This window comes from Streptomyces sp. NPDC002787, assembly GCF_053592095.1.
The window spans coordinates 33,835-47,747 of record NZ_JBSFVC010000018.1; the positions used below are offsets into that span (position 1 = coordinate 33,835).

Here is a 13,913-nt window from a genome sequence, read left to right on the forward strand (position 1 = left end):
CACCCCTACGGCGAACCCGCGTCGACCCGACAACCCCGCCTAAACAGCGGACGTTCCGTTGATCCGATCGATGACCTGCCGAGCCTGCTCCGCCGGCGGGCGACTGGGCAGCGAGGACACCGACGCGGAGGCCGTCACAGCGGGCGGCGCGGTGGGCGCCGTCGCCGGCTTCGCATGAGCCGCCGCCGGTCGAGCCGACCGCAGCCGATGGCTCACCGCCTCATCGAGCGTCACCGGCCGCTGCATCCGCGCCGCCAACCGCCCGGCCTCCTGGCCGAGCGCGACCACGTCTTCCCATGGCAGCCGCACCACCAGCGATATCTCGGCCTCACCATCGGGGGTGGCGTGCATCGGAGGAGTAACTCGGTCGTTCATCGCCTGTTCCTCACGTAGATCCGCGGTTGAGAAGTCATACGCACCACCCGTCCCGCACGTTCACCGGAACCGGCGCCCAAGCCCGCCTACGTGCGGCACACCTGATTCCGGCCCCGTATCCAGGGCAGATGTCCGGTGTGGTCATCCCCGTCCATGACGTGAACCCCGTGCGCCGTACGCCCTACGTGACCTACGCGCTGATCGCCGTGAGTGTCTTCGTCTTCGTCTTCATGCCGGGTCTCGCCGGTTCCGTACCCGGTGACAGCGAGCTGGCACGGCTGTGCCACACGCAGGCGTTCCTGGAGCAGTACGCGGCGGTTCCACAGGAGTTGATCCGCCATCAGCTGCCCCAGCTGGTACCGACCGGCGAACTCACCCGCTCGGGCGGCTGCGCGCTGGGCCCGCCGGGCTACGACAAGTCGCCCGCGCTGTCCGTCCTCACCGCACTGTTCCTGCACGGCGGCTGGCTGCACCTGCTGGGCAACATGTTGTTCCTGCTGATCTTCGGCACCAACATCGAGGACCGGCTGGGCCACGTCCGCTTCGCGCTGTTCTACGTCGCCTGCGGATATGCGGCCACCTACGGTTTCGCCCTGGCGAACCCCGGCTCGGGTGACCCGCTGATCGGCGCCTCCGGGGCGATCGCCGGGGTGCTCGGCGCGTATCTCGTCCTCTACCCGAAGGTCAGGGTCTGGGTCCTGGTGCCCTTCCTGGTCTTCCTGCCGCTGCGGCTGCCGGCCTGGCTGGTCCTGGGCTCCTGGTTCGTGCTCCAGGCGGTGTACTCCTCGGGTGAGGGCGTCTCCGACACGGGCACCGTGGCGTACGCGGCCCACGTCGTCGGCTTCGCCGCGGGCATGCTGCTGGCCTGGCCACTGCGCCCCGGCACGCCACCGCCACCGGAGCCGCAGGGATTGCTGTTCGGCAGGCGGGCGCGGTCGGACTGGTGAGATCAGCGGGGCTGGCTCCCGCGAGACGTCGGCACGCTGGAGGGCTCTCCGGTCGACGGCATCAGACGGCGATGATCTGCCACTGTTTCTCCGGCCCGCCGTTGTAGGTGAACTGGTTGATGTCGGCCCCGTCCGCGGTCGAGCCCGCGTCGACGTTGAGCGACAGTCCGCTGAACCGGTTGGTGAGGTAGTAGTAGCCGTCGCCGGTCGGCGTGACCGCCCAGTGCTGCTGGGGAACGTTGTGGTCCGCGTAGATGGCGACGTTCCCGCCGTCCACCCGCGAGAGTCCGGCCACCTCCATCAGCTTGCCGCTGTTCACGTTCTTGATCTCGTAGTAGCCGTCTCCGGTGGAGGCGAACGTCCACTTCTGGGCGGTGTTGTTCAGCCACGGCCACTGCTGGATGTTGGTGCCGTTGGCGGTGCCGAAGTCGTACACGTCGGCGACCTTGCCGCTCTTGCGGTTGACGATGCGGTAGACGGTGCCGTCGCCCGGCAGGACTCTCGACAGCAGTAGCGGCTTGGCCGTCCGGCCGCCGATGTGGACGCCGCCCATGTTGGCGTAGCCGCCGGTGGCCGCGTTGGCCTGGAGCCGCACGAAACCCACGTTCCGCGCGGGCCATTCGGCCACCTTGGTGGCTCGGCCGGCGGCCCAGGTCCCGGTGGCGACCTGCGTGAAATTCGTACCGTCGGTGCTGGTGGAGATGGTGTACGAGGTGATGTCGCCGTCGGTGGTGTTGCTGCGGTTCCACTGCTTGGGCAGGTACTCCAGGGTGGAGACGTTGCTCCACACCCCGCCCAGATCGATCGTGATCGAGTGAGGCAGGGCCGGGGACAGTCCCCACGTCGACCAGCAGGTCTCGTAGCCCCTGTCGCTCAACCCGTCGATGGCGTTGAGCGGTCCCTCCCGGTCGCGGAATCCGGTGGCGTAGGCGCTGACGGGCGTCACGGGGTGCTCGGCGCGCAGCATCTGCGTCGGCAGCGGGGGCCTGGAGGTGTTGGGGCTCCAGGCCGCCCCGACCTCGGCGAGTCGGTTGACGATGTTGGTGTCCAGCCTGCCGTTGCGGTTGGGCGGGCAGTTGAGGATGAACGAGGTGTACTTCGGCTCCAGGTCGGCCAGGTGGGACAGGATCGCGTCCTTGCTCATCAGGCTCTCGGTCGGCGTGGCCGGATGCCAGAACCAACCGTTGCTGATCGTCTGTCCCTGCGTGGCGGCGTAGGTGTTCCCGGCCGGCGCCGAGACGCCCAGCGGCTCCTCGAAGTAGATCGCGTCGCCGAGGAACGGCACCGACAGCGCACCGTGGTCGATCATGACGATGTCCGGCTGGAGGGACTTCACGTGCTCGCGGATGCGCTGGTAGGAGACGGCCTGCTGGCCCATCTGCCAGGCGTAGCCGTCGGTGACGAACATGTCGATGGTGCCGTAGTTGGTGAGCAGCTCGGTGATCTGACCGAGCATGAAGGTCATGTCACTGGGCTGGATGGCATCGGTGATCTCGAGACCGGACACCTTGTGCCGGCTCTCCCACGCCTCGACGCCGAAGGTGCGGTCCCATATCGAGTAGTAGAACCCGACCCTCAGCCCCTTCGCGCGGAAGGCGTCACAGTACGCCTTCACCACGTCCTGCTTGTAGGAGCTGTTCGCCACGTTCTGGGTGCCGTAGGCGCTCGGCCACAGTGCGAAGCCGTCATGGTGCTTGGTCGTCAGGATGCCGTAGCTCATCTTCGCCGCCGCGGCGGCGGAGGCCCACTGGGCACAGTCCACGGCGGTGGGGGCGAAGAGAGCGGGGTTCTGGTTGGGGGCGGCCCACTCCTCGTTGGTGAACGTGCCCAGGCTGAAGTGGTTGAACATGCCGAACCGCATGTTCACCAGGTTCTCCAGATTGGTCTGGGGGTCCGCGGCGGCGGCCTTCGCCAGCAGGGGCGACAACGGGGGGATCACGGGCAGCGCGGTCGCGGCAGCAGCGGCGCCCGCGGCACCCAGCAGCGCGCGACGGGAGAGTCTTCCTGACGACATGGGTGTACTCCCTGTTCGGGGTGGCTGTGGTGTTCGGGGTGAGGGGGCTGGGAGCGGCAGCCCGAGGGCGTGCGGTCTCCAGACCTTCAGGCGCGGCCCTCCCCCTGGGCTCCGAAGCGCCGGATGTTACGCATGAAGTTCGATGACGTAACCGCCCCGTGTCAACAGGTAAGAGGATGAAAGTGCTACCGCAGAGAGCGGGTTGGTCGGGTTCACCCCTCTAAGCACCTGTTCGTTCTGCCGTAGACATGCCATGTTTCGCAGAAGCGGAGGGCGAGCTCCGGGCGGCCTGCGCCAGCATGCAAAAAGGCACCTGAGCCCGCGGCACAGACCCCAAAGGGTAGGAGCGCAAGGGTCAGCGCATCACGGATGCGCATCATTGATGGGATGGATTGATCCCCCAAGAGGCCGCCCGGCGAGCACCACTAGATCATCTCACCCCTTTTTTCAGGAGACTTCCCGTTCTCCTCTAGACGGCTCATCAACCAGCGTCTATAAACATCCCATCTCTCCGGGGGCGACACACAGCAGTCGCATCTCCGAAACAATCCCCCGCTTCGGGACCAGCGCGAGGAAGTACCGATGAGACTCAGAAACGCCCTCTGCTCCACCGTCGCCACTCTGTCCGCCCTGGCGCTGCTCAGCGCCTGCGGCGGATCCGCCGCCACCGAGGAGTCGTCCAGCGGCACCCCGCTGGTCGGGGTCGACTACCCGCGCTCCGACACCGACTTCTGGAACTCGTACATCAAGTACACGCCGGAGTACGCCAAGGAGCTGGGCCTCTCCCTCAAGACCACCAACTCGCAGAACGACGTCGCCAAGCTCACCGCCAACGCGCAGACGTTCATCAGCCAGGGCGTGAAGGGCCTCGCGATGGCCCCGCAGGACACCGCCGCCATCGCCCCGACCCTGGCGCAGCTGGAGGCGAAGAAGATCCCGGTCGTCACCGTGGACACCCGCCCGGACAGCGGCAAGGTCTTCATGGTGGTGCGCGCGGACAACCGTGCGTACGGCGAGAAGGCGTGCCAGTACCTCGGCACGAAGCTGGGCGGCAAGGGCAAGGTCGTGATGCTCCAGGGCGGCCTCGATTCCATCAACGGCCGTGACCGCACCGAGGCGTTCAACGACTGCATGAAGAAGAACTACCCGGACATCACGGTGTTCGGCGAGGCCACCAACTGGGACGGCGCGGTCGCCGCGCAGAAGCTCCAGACCCGGCTCACCCAGCACCCGGACATCAAGGGCGTCTACATGCAGTCCAGCTTCGCGCTGTCCGGAACGCTGCAAGTCCTCAAGCAGAAGGGGATGTTGGTGGATCCGAAGGACAAGAAGCACGTCTTCGTCGTCTCCAACGACGGCATTCCCGAGGAGCTCAAGTCCATCGCCGAGGGCAAGATCGACGCCACGGTCTCCCAGCCGGCCGACCTCTACGCCAAGTACGCCCTGTACTACCTCAAGGCCGCGATCGACGGGAAGACGTTCAAGCCCGGCAAGACGGACCACGACAGCACCATCGTCCAGGTCCGCGAGGGTCTGCTGGAGGACCAGCTCTCCGCCCCGCTCGTCACCGCCGACGGCGGCACCTACGGCGGCGTGCCCAGCGTCAAGAGCGACGACACCTCCCTGTGGGGCAACAGCCTCGGCTGACCTGCCCTGCCAGGTACCCAACGGCTAACGAACACAAGGCGGTTGTGATGAGTGACGGGGAGCGAGCAGTCAGCCCCGCGCCCGCCCCGGCGGACGACGGACGGTCCCAGGTGGGCCCGCCCGTCGTCGAGGCGGCGGGCATAGTCAAACGATTCGGTCCGACGGTGGCCCTCGATGGCGCCCGGATCACCATCAGGCCCGGCGAGACCCACGCGCTCGTCGGCCGCAACGGAGCCGGCAAGTCGACGCTCGTGTCGGTCCTCACCGGCCTGCAGGCCCCCGACGAGGGAACGGTCACCTTCGGCGGCAGCCCCGCACCACGACTCGCGGACCGCGACGCCTGGCGCCGGCGCGTGGCCTGCGTCTACCAGAAGTCGACGATCATCCCCACTCTGACCGTCGCCGAGAATCTCTTCCTGAACCGGCACGACCATGGCCGCAGCCGGCTCATCAGCTGGCAGGGTGTGCGCCGCCGGGCGCAGGAGCTGCTGTCGACCTGGTCGGTGGAGGTCGACCCGCAGACCCCGGCCGGCGATCTGACCGTCGAGCAGCGGCAGTTCGTGGAGATCGCCCGGGCGCTGTCCTTCGGGGCGCGGTTCATCATCCTCGACGAGCCGACCGCCCAGCTCGACGGGGCCGCCATCAACCGGCTCTTCGACCGCATCCGCGACCTGCAACGCCAGGGTGTGACCCTTCTGTTCATCAGCCACCATCTCCAGGAGGTCTACGAGATCTGCGACATGGTGACGGTGTTCCGGGACGCCCGGCACATCGTGACCGCGCCGGTCGCGGAGCTTCCCCGCACCGAGCTGGTCGCCGCGATGACCGGCGAGGCGGCGATCGACCGGCTGCAGGCGCGGTCGAGCACCCTCGACCGCACCGCCACACCCGCGCTGTCCGTGCGGGCGCTGGGCAGTGACGGCGCTTACGGTGACGTGACCTTCCAGGTGGGCGCCGGGGAGATCGTCGGGCTGGCGGGCGCCGCCGGGAGCGGGCGTACCGAGGTCGCCGAGACCGTCGTCGGGCTCCGGGCGGCAGCGGCGGGCGAGGTGGAGATCGCCGGGAGGCGGCCCCGACCGGGCAGTGTGCCCGCGGCGCTCGCCGCCGGCGCCGGGTTCGTCCCCCAGGACCGGCACCACCAGGGCTTCGTGCCGGACATGTCGATCGCGGACAACGCCACCCTGTCCGTGCCCAGGCGTCTGGGCCAGGGCGGGTTCCTGAACCGCGGCCGCCGTGACCGGCTCGCCGAGAGCATGATCGCGAAGCTGGCGATCAAGACCCCGGGGCCCGAACTGCCGGTCTCCGCGCTGTCCGGGGGCAACCAGCAGAAGGTCGTCATGGCGCGGGCCCTGGCCGACGACCCGCAGCTGCTGGTGCTGATCAATCCGACCGCGGGCGTGGACGTGCGCTCCAAGGAGTTCCTCCTCGGCAAGGTCGAGGAGACCGCGGGGACCGGCACGGGGGTGCTCATCGCCTCCGACGAACTCGACGACCTGCGCATGTGCGACCGGGTCCTGGTGATGTTCCAGGGCCGTGTGACCTCAGAGATCGCTCGCGGCTGGCACGACCACGAACTCGTGGCCGCGATGGAAGGAGTGGACCTGCATGCCTGAAACCGTCCTCGCGGACACCGCCCCGGCCCAGGCCACCCGGCCGCGGGCCCGGCGGACGGCCCTGTTCGGCGGCCGGGTCCCTCTGGCCAGGATGCGCGACCTCGCGCTGGTACCGGCCATCGTGGTCATCGCGATCGTCGGCCAGATCGTCAACCCGGTCTTCCTCCAGGCCGACAACCTGGTCAACGTCCTCCAGACGATGTCCGAGATGGCCCTGCTGGTCCTCGCCCAGACGATGGTCCTGATCGTCAAGAAGATGGACCTGTCGCTGGAGTCCACCATGGGCCTCGCGCCCGGCGTCGCGGCCTGGCTGGTGGTGCCGACCGGCGCGGGCCACGGGCTCGGACTGCTCCCCGGCGCCTGGGCCGTGCCCCTCACCCTCGCCGTGGGCGCACTCGTCGGGGTGATCAACGCCCTGCTGATCATCCGCTTCGGCCTCAACGGCTTCATCGTCACCCTCGGCATGCTGATCGTGCTGCGCGGTGTCCTCACCGGTATATCCGGTGGCCAGACCTTCTTCCAGCTGCCGGAGTCGATGCTCTACCTGGGCACCGCCCAGTGGTTCGGGATCCCCGCCTCCATCTGGCTCTGCCTCACCCTGTTCGCGGTCGCCATCGTCGTCCTCGGCTGGACCAGCTTCGGCCGTTCCCTGTACGCCATCGGCGGCAACGTCGACGCGGCGAAGGCGGCGGGCATCCGCACCGACCGGGTGCTGTGGATCGTCATCGTCACCGGCAGCCTGCTCGCCGCGCTCGCCGGGCTGATGCTCTCCGGACGCCTCGCCTCAGTGGCGTCCGCGCAGGGCAACGGCTACATCTTCACCGTCTTCGCCGCCGCCGTCATCGGCGGGATCAGCCTCAACGGCGGCAAGGGGACCATGTTCGGCGCGTTCTGCGGCATCCTGCTGCTCTTCATGATCCAGAACGTGCTCACGCTGGCGGGCGTCCCCGCCCAGTGGATCGGCGCCCTCAACGGCCTGATCATCCTGGTCGCCCTCGCCATCTCCCGCATCACCGGCGGCAAGGTCCAGGAGTGACCCGGGCGGCCGTCGCCGGCCGCCCGACCTCCGCCGCGTTCACGTCTCTCGCGAGGGGACCGATTCCCCCTTGCCGCTCACAGGAGTTGCCGCCATGTCCTCCACCGTGCCCTCATCCGCCCGCATCATCGCCCTGGACGTCCTGGACGTGCGGTTTCCCACCTCCGAACACCTCGACGGTTCGGACGCCATGAACCCCGAACCCGACTACTCCGCCGCCTATGTCGTCCTGCGCACCGACGCCGGTGACGGACTGGAGGGCCACGCCCTCGCCTTCACCACCGGCCGCGGCAACGACGTACAGGCCGCCGCCATCGCGGCCCTCGCCCCGCACGTGGTCGGCCTGTCCGTCGAGGAGGTCTGCGCCGACCTCGGGGCCTTCTCCCGCTCCCTCGTGCATGATCCCCAACTGCGCTGGCTGGGCCCGGAGAAGGGCGCCATCCACATGGCCACCGGAGCCGTCGTCAACGCGGCCTGGGACCTCGCCGCCAAGCGGGCCGGGAAGCCCGTGTGGCGCTTCCTCGGCGAGATGTCGCCCGAGGAACTGGTCGCGCAGGTCGACTTCCGCTGGCTCAGCGACGCCCTCACCCCCGAGGAGGCCCTGCGGATCCTGCGCCGCGCCGAGCCCGGCCGCGAGGAGCGGATCGCCCGGCTGCTGGAACGGGGCTACCCCGCCTACACCACGACCCCCGGCTGGCTCGGTTACTCCGACGAGAAGCTGGCCCGCCTGGCGCGCGAGGCCGTCGCCGACGGCTTCACCCAGATCAAGCTGAAGGTCGGGGCGGACCTGGAGGACGACGTACGGCGGATGCGCACCGCCCGGGAGACCGTCGGCGACGGCATCCGCGTCGCGGTGGACGCCAACCAGCGGTGGGACGTCCAGGAGGCGATCGACTGGATGCGCGCCCTGGCCCCCTACGACCCGTACTGGATCGAGGAGCCGACCTCCCCCGACGACATCCTCGGCCACGCCGCCGTCCGCAAGGCCGTCAGCCCCATCAAGGTCGCCACCGGTGAGCACATCGCCAACCGGGTCGTGTTCAAGCAGCTCCTCCAGGCCGGAGCGGTGGACATCGTCCAGATCGACTCCGCGCGGGTCGGCGGCGTCAACGAGAACATCGCGATCCTGCTGCTCGCCGCGAAGTTCGGTGTGCCGGTCTGCCCGCACGCGGGCGGCGTGGGCCTGTGCGAGATGGTCCAGCACCTGTCGATGTTCGACTACGTCGCCGTCTCCGGCTCGACCGAGGACCGCGTCATCGAGTACGTCGACCATCTGCACGAGCACTTCGTGGACCCGGTCCGCATCGCCGACGGCCACTACCGGGCGCCCCAACTGCCCGGACTCAGCGCGCAGATGCACCCCGCGTCGCTCAAGGAGTACGTCTACCCCGACGGCCCCGTCTGGACGGCCCGTGTCTGACGTCCAGGGCCTCGTCGACGCCCACCACCATGTGTGGGACCTGGGCATCCGGCCGCAGTCCTGGCTGGACGAGCCCGGCCACGAGCCCATCCGCCGTACGTTCGGCACCGCCGACCTGCGCACGGCGGCGACCGCGGCCGTCGCGGGCCGGCGGCTGGAGCGCACGGTGCTCGTCCAGTGCGTGACGTCGGTCGACGAGACGCGCGAGTTCCTCGCGCTCGCCGGCAGTGACCCGCTCATCGGCGCGGTCGTCGGCTGGGCGGACCTCACGTCCCCGGCGATCGGTGACGTACTCGACGCACTGCGCGCCGGACCCGGCGGAACGTACCTGCGGGCCCTACGGCATCTCGTCCAGGGCGAAGAGGATCCGGCATGGCTGCAACGGCCGTCCGTGGAACGGGGTCTGCGGGCGGTGGGTGAACGCGGCCTCGGATACGACGTGCTGATCCGCGGCCACCAGTTCCCCCAGGCGACCCGCCTGGCCGAACGCCTCCCCGGCCTTCCCCTGGTCCTCGACCACGCCGGCAAACCACCCATCGCGCGGCGGGACCTGGACGACTGGGAGCGGGGCGTGCGGCGGCTGGCCGCGCATCCCCAGGTGCGGTGCAAGGTGTCGGGCCTGGTCACCGAGGCCGACCACGAGAAGTGGACCGTCGACGACATCCGGCCGGTGTGGGAGGTCCTGCTGGACGCTTTCGGCGCCGACCGGCTGATGTTCGGCTCCGACTGGCCGGTCTGCGTCCTCGCCGGCGGCTGGAACCGCTGGGCCGCCACCGTCGAGGAACTCCTGGCCGGCTGCTCCGCCGCCGAGACCGAGGCGGTCCTCGCCGGTACCGCCACCACGTTCTACCGCCTCGATCCCGCACTAAGGAAGGAGGGCACTCCATGCTGCTGACCGAACTCCTGCACCCGGGCATCCTCGAAGCCCTGGCGGGCGCCGGGCACGGAGCCCGGGTCCTGCTCGCCGACGGCCACTACCCGGCGAGCACCGCCACCGGCGACCGCGCCAGGACCGTCCATCTCAACCTGGCGCCGGGCCTGCTGGACGTCAGCACCGTGCTCGACGTCCTGCTGCGCGCACTGCCCGTCGAGTCGGCACACGTGATGGTGCCGCCCGAGGGTGAGCCGGAGCCGCCGGCCATCGCCGAGTACCGCTCGATGCTGGCGCCCGTCCCCGTCGAGACCCTCGGCCGCTTCGAGTTCTACGACGCCGCCCGCTCCCCCGACCTGGCTCTCGCCATCGTCACCGCCGACATCCGCACCTACGCCAACCTGCTGCTCACCATCGGCGTCCGCGCTGAAGGGACCCTGAGAACACGATGACACTCGCAGTCCGCTACCTCGCCGCCCGCACCCTGGACACCTCGCCCGCCGAGAGCCCGCCCCCCGGCCCCGGCGAGGTGGAGATCGCCCCCGCCTACGTCGGTATCTGCGGCACCGACCTGCACATCTTCCACGGCGACATGGACGCCCGGGTCGCCGCCCCCGCCGTCCTCGGGCACGAGATGTCCGGCCGGATCGTGCGGGTCGGTGCGGGAGTGGAGGGCTGGTCGCCCGGTGACGCGGTCACCGTGATGCCGCTGCGCTGGGACGACACCTGCCCGGCCTGCCAGGCCGGCCACCAGCACATCTGCCAGCAACTGGACTTCATCGGCATCGACTCCCCCGGCGCGATGCAGCAGCGCTGGACCGTACCCGCCACGACCCTAGTGCGGCTGCCCGACTCCCTCCCCCTGGACCGGGCCGCCCTCGTGGAGCCCACCGCGGTCGCGGTGCACGACGTCGGCCGCGCCCAGATCGCCGAGGACGAGAAGGCCGTCGTGGTCGGCGGCGGACCCGTCGGCATCCTCATCGCCCTGGTCGCCCGGGCCGCCGGAGCCGACGTCCGGGTGGTCGAGCTCAGCTCCCACCGGCGGCTGCTCGCCGAGGAGTTGGGGCTGACCACCTGGGACCCGGCCGCCGATGACCTGCCCGAGCTGGTCCGCCAGTGGACCGGCGACGCCGGCGCGGACGTCGCCTTCGAGGTCTCCGGCGCGCAAGGCGGAGTGAACACCGCCGTCGAGGTTCTCGGCGTGCGCGGCCGGTTGTGCCTGGTCGCCATCCACCCACGGCCCCGCGAGGTGAACCTGCACCGCTTCTTCTGGCGTGAACTCACCCTCGTGGGCGCCCGGTTGTACGACCGTGCCGACTTCGAACGGGCGGTGACCCTGGTGGCCGACGGCACCGTTCCGGCCGAGCGGCTCATCAGCAAGGTCGTGCCGCTCACCGAGGCGCCCGCGGCCTTCGAGGCCCTGGAGGGCGGCGGCGACGTGATGAAGATCCTCGTGGACTGCACCGACGACTCCCAGGGAGCCGCCCAGTGAACGCCTTCGACCTGACCGGCAGGCTCGCCGTCGTCACCGGCGCCCGCCGCGGCATCGGCCGGGCCATGGCCCGCGCGCTCGCCGAGGCCGGAGCGGACGTCATCGGGGTGAGCGCCTCACTGGAGGAGACCGGCAGCGACGTGGAGAAGGACGTCGTCGCCGCCGGGCGCGCCTTCGAGGGCATCCGCACCGACCTGGCCGACCCGGACGCCGTACGGGCACTGGGCGCGGACCTCGCCGCGCGCGAGCGGCCGGTGGACATCCTCGTCAACAACGCGGGCACCATCCGCCGCGCCCCGGCCGCCGAGCACACCGACACCGACTGGGACCTGGTCCTCCAGGTCAATCTCACCGCGCAGTTCGCCCTCAGCCGGGCGGTGGGCGCGGCGATGGTGGCGCGCGGCCGGGGGAAGATCATCTTCACGGCGTCGCTGCTCAGCTTCCAGGGCGGGATCACCGTGCCCGGTTACACCGCCGCCAAGCACGGCATCGCCGGCCTGACCAAGGCCCTGGCCAACGAGTGGGCCCCGCGCGGAGTGAACGTCAACGCCATCGCGCCCGGCTACATCGCCACCGACAACACCCAGGCCCTACGGGACGACCCCGTCCGCAGCAAGGCGATCCTGGACCGTATTCCGGCCGGGCACTGGGGCAGCGCCGACGACCTCGCGGGCGCCACCGTGTTCCTCGCCTCGGACGCCTCCGCCTACGTGCACGGCGCCGTACTGCCCGTCGACGGCGGATGGCTCGGCCGATGACCGGCACCGACCTGGCCACGGTGCTGGCCGGCGCCCGCGTGATGCCGGTGCTGACCGTGCCCTTGGCCGCGACCGCCGGTCCGCTGGCCGACGCGCTCGCGGCGGGCGGCGCCCGGTGCGCCGAGGTCACCTTCCGCACCCCCGACGCCGAGCAGGTACTCAAGACGATGGCCGCCCACGGCGGCCTGGCCGTCGGCGCCGGTACGGTCCTCACGCCCGAGCAGGTGGACCGTGCGGTGGCGGCCGGGGCCCGTTTCGTCGTCTCCCCCGGCTTCGACGAGGACGTCGTCGCCAGGTGCCGCGAGCTGGGAGTGCCCGTGGTGCCCGGCATCGCCACCGCCACCGAGCTGATGCGCGCCCTGCGGGCCGGCCTCGACACCGTCAAGCTCTTCCCGGCCGAACCGCTCGGCGGCATCCCGATGCTGCGCGCCCTCGCGGCACCCTTCCCCCGGGCACGGTTCGTGCCGACGGGTGGCATCGACGCCCCGCGCCTGCCCTCCTACCTCGCCGTCCCGGCGGTCCTCGCCGTCGGCGGCAGCTGGATGGCCACCCCTGCCCATCTCGAGCGGGACGACTACGTGGAGATCCGCAGGCTGACCGCCGAGGCCGTGCACGGGAGCGCGACGTGACCGACGTGATGGCCCTCGGCGAGGTGATGCTCCGCTTCGACCCGGGCGAGGGCAGAATCCGCACCGCCCGCACCTTCCAGGTCTGGGAGGGCGGGGGTGAGTACAACGTCGTACGCGCACTGCGTCGCTGCTTCGGCCTGCGTACGGCCGTCGTGACCGCGCTCGCCGACAACGCGGTGGGCCGGCTGGTCGAGGACCTGATCCTCCAGGGGGGCGTCGACACCTCGCTGATCCGCTGGGTGCCCGCGGACGGCATGGGCCGCAGCGCGCGCAACGGCCTCAACTTCGTCGAGCGCGGCTTCGGCATCCGGGGCGCGCTGGGCGTCAGCGACCGCGCGGGCACGGCCGTCTCGCGGTTGCGCAAGGGGGACGTCGACTGGGACGCGGTCTTCTCCTCGGGTCCGCGCTGGTTCCACACCGGCGGCATCTTCGCCGGTCTGTCGGACACCACCGTGGACGTCGCGGACGAGGCCATGGCGGCCGCGCGGCGGCACGGCGTGACGGTCTCCTACGACCCCAACTACCGCCCCAGTCTCTGGGACGGCCGGGGCGGCGCGGACCGGGCCCGCGAGGTCGACCTGCGCCTCGCCCCGCACGCCGACGTCGTGGTGGGCGCCCTGGGCCTCGCCGGACCGTACCCGGGAGCGGTACGCGTCGAGGCGGACGAGGTGCGGGACGCCCTCGTCGAGGTGGCCGGGTTCCTGCCCCGGGCCGAGGTGCTCGCGACGGCCCTGCGGAAAGTGCCCTCCGCCGGGGTCAACGACTGGTCCTCGGCCGCCTGGTCGGCCCGTACCGGGTTCGTCCGCGGCCCGGAGATGTCCGGCTTGCACGTCCTGGACCGCATCGGCTCAGGTGACGGCTTCGCGGCCGGCCTGATCTACGGACTGCTGACCGACGGCGGTGACGAGGGCGGACCGGCGGCGGGTGCCAGGCCCGTGGCGGACCTCGACGTCGCCGGACTGGACCGCGCCCTGGCCTACGGGACCGCGCACGGCGCCCTCACCATGACCACCCCCGGCGACGTGTCCATGGCCTCGCTCGCCGAGGTGGAGGCGCTCATGGCGGGCGGCTCGGCCGCGGTCAGACGGTGACAGGCATGTGGCGGTCACGC

General features: G+C 70.6%; 13 protein-coding genes. 11 read left to right on the forward strand and 2 right to left on the reverse strand.

Annotation, left to right across the window (positions count from 1 at the left end):
• Nucleotides 1-39: 39 nt before the first annotated feature.
• On the reverse strand, nt 40-375 hold the full coding sequence (locus tag ACWD26_RS25040) for a hypothetical protein (RefSeq protein WP_451273639.1): 336 nt from the start codon (nt 373-375) through the stop codon (nt 40-42).
• 137 nt (nt 376-512) lie between these two features.
• Between ACWD26_RS25040 and ACWD26_RS25045 the strand changes: the two genes are divergently transcribed.
• A complete protein-coding gene (locus ACWD26_RS25045) occupies nt 513-1,322 on the forward strand; it encodes a rhomboid family intramembrane serine protease (protein WP_451273931.1) in 810 nt (269 codons plus the stop codon).
• Nucleotides 1,323-1,383: 61 nt separating this feature from the next.
• Here the strand turns inward: ACWD26_RS25045 and ACWD26_RS25050 are convergent, their stop codons facing one another.
• Nucleotides 1,384-3,336, reverse strand: a complete 1,953-nt coding sequence (locus ACWD26_RS25050) for an RICIN domain-containing protein (protein ID WP_451273640.1) — start codon at nt 3,334-3,336, stop codon at nt 1,384-1,386.
• A gap of 582 nt (nt 3,337-3,918) precedes the next feature.
• Here ACWD26_RS25050 and ACWD26_RS25055 point away from each other — a divergent pair.
• From ACWD26_RS25055 to ACWD26_RS25100, 10 genes are all read left to right on the forward strand, one after another.
• Complete coding sequence (locus ACWD26_RS25055; protein WP_451273642.1) at nt 3,919-4,983, forward strand: sugar ABC transporter substrate-binding protein; 1,065 nt, start codon at nt 3,919-3,921, stop codon at nt 4,981-4,983.
• 47 nt (nt 4,984-5,030) lie between these two features.
• Entirely contained in the window at nt 5,031-6,596 is a 1,566-nt protein-coding gene (locus tag ACWD26_RS25060) for a sugar ABC transporter ATP-binding protein (protein WP_451273644.1), read from the forward strand.
• On the forward strand, nt 6,589-7,632 hold the full coding sequence (locus ACWD26_RS25065; RefSeq protein WP_451273646.1) for an ABC transporter permease: 1,044 nt from the start codon (nt 6,589-6,591) through the stop codon (nt 7,630-7,632). The genes ACWD26_RS25060 and ACWD26_RS25065 overlap by 8 nt, the downstream gene beginning before the upstream one ends.
• A gap of 94 nt (nt 7,633-7,726) precedes the next feature.
• Nucleotides 7,727-9,052: an L-fuconate dehydratase gene (locus ACWD26_RS25070; protein ID WP_451273648.1), complete on the forward strand. Its 1,326-nt coding sequence runs from the start codon at nt 7,727-7,729 to the stop codon at nt 9,050-9,052.
• Nucleotides 9,045-9,947: an amidohydrolase family protein gene (locus tag ACWD26_RS25075; RefSeq protein WP_451273650.1), complete on the forward strand. Its 903-nt coding sequence runs from the start codon at nt 9,045-9,047 to the stop codon at nt 9,945-9,947. Before ACWD26_RS25070 ends, ACWD26_RS25075 begins: the two co-directional genes overlap by 8 nt.
• A complete protein-coding gene (locus ACWD26_RS25080) occupies nt 9,938-10,375 on the forward strand; it encodes an RbsD/FucU domain-containing protein (RefSeq protein ID WP_451273652.1) in 438 nt (145 codons plus the stop codon). Before ACWD26_RS25075 ends, ACWD26_RS25080 begins: the two co-directional genes overlap by 10 nt.
• The gene (locus ACWD26_RS25085) at nt 10,372-11,415 is read left to right on the forward strand and encodes a zinc-dependent alcohol dehydrogenase (RefSeq protein WP_451273654.1); all 1,044 of its coding nucleotides are present in this window, start codon (nt 10,372-10,374) and stop codon (nt 11,413-11,415) included. Before ACWD26_RS25080 ends, ACWD26_RS25085 begins: the two co-directional genes overlap by 4 nt.
• Nucleotides 11,412-12,173, forward strand: coding sequence for an SDR family oxidoreductase (locus ACWD26_RS25090; protein ID WP_451273656.1), 762 nt, complete (start codon nt 11,412-11,414; stop codon nt 12,171-12,173). Before ACWD26_RS25085 ends, ACWD26_RS25090 begins: the two co-directional genes overlap by 4 nt.
• Nucleotides 12,170-12,802: a bifunctional 4-hydroxy-2-oxoglutarate aldolase/2-dehydro-3-deoxy-phosphogluconate aldolase gene (locus tag ACWD26_RS25095; protein ID WP_451273658.1), complete on the forward strand. Its 633-nt coding sequence runs from the start codon at nt 12,170-12,172 to the stop codon at nt 12,800-12,802. Before ACWD26_RS25090 ends, ACWD26_RS25095 begins: the two co-directional genes overlap by 4 nt.
• Nucleotides 12,799-13,893 (forward strand): PfkB family carbohydrate kinase, encoded by a 1,095-nt coding sequence (locus ACWD26_RS25100; protein WP_451273660.1) that lies wholly within the window; start codon nt 12,799-12,801, stop codon nt 13,891-13,893. The genes ACWD26_RS25095 and ACWD26_RS25100 overlap by 4 nt, the downstream gene beginning before the upstream one ends.
• The last annotated feature ends 20 nt before the right edge of the window (nt 13,894-13,913 follow it).